Source organism: Hahella ganghwensis DSM 17046, from assembly GCF_000376785.1.
Taxonomy (GTDB): domain Bacteria; phylum Pseudomonadota; class Gammaproteobacteria; order Pseudomonadales; family Oleiphilaceae; genus Hahella; species Hahella ganghwensis.
The window spans coordinates 1-6,572 of the sequence record NZ_AQXX01000035.1 but is presented as its reverse complement, the minus strand read 5'-3'; the positions used below and the strand labels follow the sequence as shown (position 1 = coordinate 6,572).

The 6,572-nt window shown below is 50.0% G+C and carries 7 protein-coding genes and 1 pseudogene; 6 read left to right on the top strand and 2 right to left on the bottom strand.

Going from position 1 to position 6,572, the window contains the following annotated elements; genetic code table 11:
• The 6 genes from F566_RS0100670 to F566_RS0100650 form a co-directional block, all read left to right on the top strand.
• Nucleotides 1-237, top strand: a 237-nt coding sequence (locus tag F566_RS0100670; RefSeq protein WP_020405052.1) for an IS66 family transposase, incomplete at its 5' end; no start/stop codon positions are given.
• 138 nt (nt 238-375) lie between these two features.
• Nucleotides 376-1,131, top strand: coding sequence for a substrate-binding periplasmic protein (locus F566_RS0100665; protein WP_020405051.1), 756 nt, complete (start codon nt 376-378; stop codon nt 1,129-1,131).
• A gap of 66 nt (nt 1,132-1,197) precedes the next feature.
• On the top strand, nt 1,198-1,971 hold the full coding sequence (locus F566_RS31450) for a substrate-binding periplasmic protein (protein WP_020405050.1): 774 nt from the start codon (nt 1,198-1,200) through the stop codon (nt 1,969-1,971).
• 45 nt (nt 1,972-2,016) lie between these two features.
• Nucleotides 2,017-2,799: a substrate-binding periplasmic protein gene (locus F566_RS0100655; protein WP_020405049.1), complete on the top strand. Its 783-nt coding sequence runs from the start codon at nt 2,017-2,019 to the stop codon at nt 2,797-2,799.
• Between the two features lie 100 nt (nt 2,800-2,899).
• Nucleotides 2,900-3,100, top strand: a complete 201-nt coding sequence (locus F566_RS37120) for a hypothetical protein (RefSeq protein WP_169334426.1) — start codon at nt 2,900-2,902, stop codon at nt 3,098-3,100.
• 58 nt (nt 3,101-3,158) lie between these two features.
• A complete protein-coding gene (locus tag F566_RS0100650; protein ID WP_020405047.1) occupies nt 3,159-4,190 on the top strand; it encodes an IS1380 family transposase in 1,032 nt (343 codons plus the stop codon).
• Between the two features lie 36 nt (nt 4,191-4,226).
• On the opposite strand, the gene istB is transcribed toward F566_RS0100650, so the two are convergent.
• Entirely contained in the window at nt 4,227-4,982 is a 756-nt protein-coding gene (gene istB / locus F566_RS0100645; RefSeq protein WP_020405046.1) for an IS21-like element helper ATPase IstB, read from the bottom strand.
• A gap of 12 nt (nt 4,983-4,994) precedes the next feature.
• Nucleotides 4,995-6,536: pseudogene (gene istA, locus F566_RS34695) on the bottom strand (IS21 family transposase).
• Nucleotides 6,537-6,572 lie beyond the last annotated feature (36 nt).

Here is a 6,572-nt window from a genome sequence, read left to right as displayed (position 1 = left end):
TGGGTGGAAAACCAGATCCGGCCTTGGGCGCTGGGTCGTTCCAACTGGTTGTTTGCCGGATCGCTGCGCAGTGGTCAGCGGGCAGCGGCAGTAATGAGTCTGATCCAATCGGCCAAACTGAACGGACATGATCCCTATGCTTATCTGAAAGATGTACTGGCGCGTCTGCCGACGCAGAAGAACAGTGCCATTGCTGAATTACTGCCTCACAACTGGAGCGGTCCGGTCAACCTGTGATAGCCGGACGCTTACATTTTTTGCACTCTACGCGCCAATCGTAGCAATATTCCTGATTATAATTTGACCTATTTCGGAGGGAGGCTAATATCTTATATAAGTAAATCGGAGTAGCATGGTCTTGCTAGTGAGGTAAGAATGAAGAAGCACATTATATTCTCTGTACTAGTAATAGTCCCTTTTTTACCCTTCAGTAATGCAGCAGAGCTTAAATTCAATACTCAGGAATTCCCTCCTTTCTCAATGATTGAGCATGACCAACCCTCTGGCGTTGGAGTCGAGCTTGTCCAAGAGATCTGTTTGAACGCAGGAATAGCATGTAAAATCAACATAATGGACTGGTCTAAAGCACAGCAGGAGGCGAGAGAGAAGAGAGTTGACGGCCTTTTTGTTATAGGCTGGAATTTAGAACGCGGAAAGTGGCTTCGATATACTTTGCCAATCATATACACAGAGTACGGGTTCTTTGTTAAGAGCGGCAACAATAGGGTCTATTCTACGGTCAGTAACTTTTCAAATCACTTAGTTGGAGTATTCGGTCCATCTAATACTTCGAAATCCCTTGGCATAGTGCAGGGGGCCATTCCATCTATGAGGATATCCTTGAAACAGGACGACATAGAATCTTTCTCAGACCTTATTAATGGAAAGGTCGATGCCGTTTATTCCAATAGAGATGTTGGTTGGATGATAGCTAAGAATCTTAGAGCAACACCCAAAGTAAGATATGCTTGGAGCCATAAAGGACTCAACTATTATGTGGGGTTTGTAAAAGGAAAAGCCGATAGATCGCTTGTGAAGAGGTTCAACTTTTCCTTGAAAAAGCTATATAGCTCGGGTGAAGCGCAAATAATACTCCAGCGCTATAACGTATCCTCTCCACCAGGCTCATAGAATTACCAAAGAGCTACTAGAAAGTCCAAACCTCTTACTAGATTAGATTTAGTTTCAGGAGTGATTATGAAAGCTCTCAGTGTACTTTTTTTTACCCTATTCACAAGTATAACCCATGGTGTTGAAGGCGAGCTAAAATTTGCTACACAAGACTTTGGTCCATTTCACTATGAATCTGATTCAGGGCCGAAGGGACCTATAGTAGATATTGTATTGCGCGCGTGCGAGTTAATGGAAACAAAATGCAGCGTAACTTTATATCCATGGCGTAGAGCTCTCATGCTCGCTGAGAGAGCCAAAGTAGATGGCTTGTTTGTTCTAGGAAGAAATAGATCAAGGGAAGCTTGGCTACATTTTACTCTCCCCATTGCCAGAACGGAGTATGGTTTCTTCGTGCCATTTCAAGACAATAAAGAGTATTCAGAACTGCTTGACTTTAGTGGATACCGTGTAGCGGTGTTTGGTCCTTCTAATACATCACGATCCCTAGAGAATGTTGCCCAACTTGTAGGAGAAATGACAATAGAGATGGGAGCTGACGATATTGAAGGATTCAAGAAGCTCAATGTAAGAAGAGTTCAAGCTGTGTACTCAAATAGAAGTGTCGGTGATTACATCATTGCTAAGAATCAACTAACAGGTGTACGTTTTGCATACACCCATAGAGTTCTAGACTATTATGTGGGATTTCCAAAGCTTTCGACTAGTCGGGAGGTAGTAGATAAGTTTAATGATGCTCTACTATACATTTACTACAATGGAGAAATACATAGTATACTGATAAGTCATGGACTAACGCCATCAAACTTGAGAGACTATAAATCATTACTTGAAGAGTGAAGAACGTGGATCAACAGAAGTATTTATGAAAGAGAGGCCATTCACATGAGAATTATTATCTACTTTGCAAAGATATCCTTGATGATGTTTCTGTGGCTACTAAGTTCCAGCGCGTGGTCGGAAGTACTAACAGTTGATATCCGCCATAGGCCTCCTAATATGATAGTGGAAAACAGAGTTCCATCTGGCCCATTGATTGACATAATTCGAGCAGCTGTCGAAAGAACAGGGAATTCCGTTCGGTTCCAGGAGAGGCACTTTCAAGCCAGTTACATGCTGCTAAAAAGAGGGAGTATCGACATTCTCCCGAGACTACTCTGTTCACCAGAAAGGGCTCAGGAAGTGGACTTTGTTGGTCCGGTAGGGTATCTAGAAAAACCAGTATACTTTTTGGTCAAAAAGGGAATGTCCAACAGTATTAAGGACTTCGGAGATTTAAAGAATCTGAGGATCGGAGTTAAACGGGGAACCTTCTACTTCTCTAAACTTCATGAAACCCCTGACCTAAAGCTTGTGGAATCCGATGATGATGACAACATGAGTAGAATGTTCCTCAGCGATAGGTTCGACACAATGGCACTGATAGATAAGGTTGCCCTTGAAAAGGCGCTATCAGCGGCTGATATTGTGGACTTTGAATATGCGAAGTATCAAGTTAACCAACATATTGGCATCTATTTCGGCCTAGCGAAGAACAGTAAATACAAGAGGCCTCTGCAGGAGGCCATAGATCAGATGCGGCTATCAGGGGAAATTAAAGCGGCCTTTGAGAAATACTCTTTAGTTCCTCCGGCATTTGATCAATCATATAAGGACTCTTGCCAGTAGCGAATTTCTTTGGTCGTAGAAGGGGGGGGCGGTAGTGTTCAAAACTCTGTGGTGCGACACGAAGTCGCCTCTATGATTGTTTCATCCAGCCAGGGAGGCTATGGATAAGAGACCCGTTGTCCCATCAGCGGTTCCCTACCCGACTGTGCGATGGCAGCGATGCATGGTGCAAAGCTTCGGGGACAATGTAGCCGAGGAACTCCGAGGTGAGAGCTGCGAAGCGATCACCGAGACTGCCAGCCTCAGGGCGGTCACGGCGCTAGCCCGGATTTCTCATGAAGCACTAACAAAAAACGGATGAATGTGTTTAACTTTCAATTGCTTAAGTTGAAAAACAAACACACCATCCGTTGGCCAAAATGCTACCAGAAATCTTATCCTTTTCGCCACTGCAAAAACGCCTGATTCAAGCCCAGTTTTCCGGCGGTCATATCACCTCCGATGCCGGGTTACTGTTGTTAAGAGAGATTGATCAGAAAGCTGGCATCAGTCTTGGGCTTGCCCATTGTGTCCCTGATGAACGCCAAGCCGGGAAAGTTCAGCATCCCATGCTGGATCTGGTACGGCAACGCCTTTACAGCCTCGCCTGCGGGTATGAAGACCTGAATGATCACGACAGCCTGCGCGAGGATCACACGTTCCAAACCGCGCTGAACCGGATGACGCCATTGGCGAGCAAAGCTACCTTGGGGCGCATGGAGCAACGGGTTGAGCGGGCCTCAGTGATTGAGGCGCACCGAGCCTTGTGGGTACGCTTTGTGGCTTCCTACCGCAAACCGCCCAAGCGGGTGATTCTGGACTTGGACGCTTCGGACATTCCCATTCACGGCAACCAGCAAGGCCGGTTCTTTCGGGGCGGCCTTCCGCATGGGTATTATGACCATTACTGTTTCCTGCCGCTGTATGTCTTCTGTGGTCGCCAGCCACTGGTCAGTTACCTGCGGCCAAGTAACATCGATGCAGCCAAGCACAGTTGGGCGATCACGGCATTGTTGGCGAAGTTCCTTCGTCGCCACTGGCCCAAAACCCAGATTATTGTGCGGGCCGACAGCGGCTTCTGTCGGCACCGCATGTTGGACTGGATGGATCGCCATGGCGTGGACTACATCATTGGTATCGCCAAGAACAGCCGCCTTCTGGAGGCGGTTTCCGAAGGCATGGAGGTGGTAAAACGGATGCACGAAATCACCGGGGATAAGCAGGTTCATTTTATCCGGGTGATCTATGGCGCTAAAGAATGGAAGAAGGCCCGCGCCATCCTGGCGAAGTTGGAAGTCACTGAAAAAGGACCTAATCCGCGCTTTGTGGTCAGCAGTTTGTGGGAAGACAAACGGACCCTCTACCGGATGCGTATTCTGCCGAACGTGAACAGGCATTCTGGCGCATCGTGAACACCTGAGATCTCCCGCATTGGGCGAAGCCCTTTTTTACGCCAAGTGTTCACCATCGGTCAACTCAGACCGGGTTTTTCGCATCGATTCCCCTTTCAGGTTGATTCTGTGTGCGTTGTGCATAAGACGATCCAGGATGGCATCCGCCAACGTGTTGTCGCCGATGGATTGATACCATTGATCCGTGGGGAGTTGACTGATGATCACCGTGGATGAGCTTCCATTGCGGTCATCCATAATCTCCATCAAGTCATTCCGTTGCGCTGCTTTCAACGGCTCTAACCCCCAGTCATCCAGGATCAGCAGATCCAGCTTGGCCAGGTGCTGGAGGGCTTTGCTGTAGGTCCCATCGGCTTTGGCTTGCGAGAGTTCCAGCATCAATCTGGAGAGGCGGTAGTATTTCGCACTATAGCCTTTCAAGCAGGCGGTATGGGCCAAGGCGCAAGCCAGATAGGTTTTCCCGCAGCCGCAGGGACCTGTGAGCAGCAGGTTCTGATGTTTGCTCACCCAGTCACATGGCAACAGAGAGGCCACTTGCGATTGCCTAAGTCCTCTAGGGTGGCTGTAGTCGATGCCTTTGGCGGTGGCATGCAGTTTCAGTTTGGCCGCTTTGAGCAGGCGCTGCTGCTTGCGCTGCTCCCGCTCATGCTGCTCGCTATCTGCCAGCAATTGAATACGCTCCTGGAAGCTTAAGGCGTCGTAGTTGCCTGGTTGCTCAGTTTGCATGGTCAGCGCGTCGGCCATGCCGGTCAGTTTCATCTGGCGCAGTTGGGTTAAGGTATGCTGGATCATAAGGTTGTCCTGCTAGTGAAAGCTATGAGGCCCACGGATATTCTCGTGAGCTTGTGGTAATTGAGGAGCCGTCTCGTCGGCCCCCTGGTAAAGCCTGTCCTGATTGGACTGAAGGATGGACTTGATGTGCTTGAGCCGATACAGGTGCCGATGATTGGCAATGGCGCAGGCGCTGTTGAGACGCTCCCGGGGGTACTGGCGGGAGAGATTGAGCAGCCCCAGACACACTCGATAGGCTTGTTGCTCATGTGGCTTGCTGTTGAGCTGATACTTCACCCAACCAAGCACCTCATCACCAATGTCCTGAGCCCAGTTCATCAATCGCCCCGGACTCCAGGCATGGTGCTTTTGGTGTTGGGTCGGCATATGGGCAGGGGTCGTGCTCATGCCTGGACGGTGCTGCCTGGGATGACTGGCAATCGTCTTATTGTGGAAGAACACGGTGATTAATGTGCGGCTGGCATGCACCTCTACACGCTCCCCCACCAGATGATGCGGGACAGAGTACAGGTGGTCGTATTGAATGTGGTAATCGATGTTGACCTTCGCGGTTTTGATGTCGGTGTATTCATAAACCTGTAGGGGTAACGGTGAGAGTGCCGGCCTGTCGATGGATTCGAACCAGGACTGCCGAGACCCGCTGAGCTGCTTGAACGGTCGGGCATTCACGTCGTTGAGCAAAACACGGATACAGGTGTTCAGCTCCGCCAGCTAGAAGAAGGTCTGATGGCGCAGGCGGGCCAATATCCAACGCTCAATCACCTGTACGCCAACTTCCGCTTTGGCTTTATCTTTGGGCTTATAAGGCCTGGCCGGGACAATGGTGGTGCCATAGTGAGCCGCCAGTTGCTGGTAAGCAGGATTCACTTCCGGATCGTAACGACAGGCTTTGCTGACGCCACTCTTGAGATTATCCGGGACCACCATCTGCGGCACACCACCGAAGAAGCTGAACGCATGGGCGTGGCTGTTCAACCAGTCGGGTAGCGCCTGACTCCAGGTGGCTTCGGCAAAGGTGTAACTGGAGGCGCCCATCACCGCCACAAACACCTCGGCGTCGCGGACCTCCCCGGTGCTGGCTCAGACGATCGGGACGGTTTGTCCGGCATAGTCCACGAACAGCTTCTCGCCCGCCTTGTGCCTCTGCCGCATGGAGCGGCGCTGCGTTTGCTGCCAGCGTTGATAGTGATGGCAATACTGCGGGTAGATGTAGCTCCGATTGGGATATTGCTGGGTGTATTCCTCCCATAGCAGGTGCTTGGTCATGCCTTTGCGGGCAAGTTCCTGGTGGACCTCTCGCCAATCAGGCATTTCAAACTGGGTAGACTGGCGTGTATCCGCATTGGGATAGAACTGACAAGCCAATTGAACATCATCCATCTGCTCAATGGCTGGCCAATGTAAAGACAGCGCCTGCGCTTGGGTCAGCACCTTGGAAACGGCGCCGACACTGACGCGTAAACTACGGTGGATTTGCCGAACGCTGAGGTTTGCCTGCAACCGCAGGCGTAATATTTCTCTTAGTTGTCGCATTGATAGTCTCTTGGTTGGCATCCCCACTCCCCAGTGCAAAAGGCAGCAGGTTAGCAG

Bases quoted from the DNA above. Each gene is read 5' to 3' on its own strand.
- F566_RS0100650 (WP_020405047.1), top strand. From the start codon at position 3,159: ATGCTACCAGAAATCTTATCCTTTTCGCCACTGCAAAAACGCCTGATT.
- F566_RS37120 (WP_169334426.1), top strand. From the start codon at position 2,900: ATGGATAAGAGACCCGTTGTCCCATCAGCGGTTCCCTACCCGACTGTG.
- F566_RS0100655 (WP_020405049.1), top strand. From the start codon at position 2,017: ATGAGAATTATTATCTACTTTGCAAAGATATCCTTGATGATGTTTCTG.
- istB (WP_020405046.1), bottom strand. From the start codon at position 4,982: ATGATCCAGCATACCTTAACCCAACTGCGCCAGATGAAACTGACCGGC.
- F566_RS0100665 (WP_020405051.1), top strand. From the start codon at position 376: ATGAAGAAGCACATTATATTCTCTGTACTAGTAATAGTCCCTTTTTTA.
- F566_RS31450 (WP_020405050.1), top strand. From the start codon at position 1,198: ATGAAAGCTCTCAGTGTACTTTTTTTTACCCTATTCACAAGTATAACC.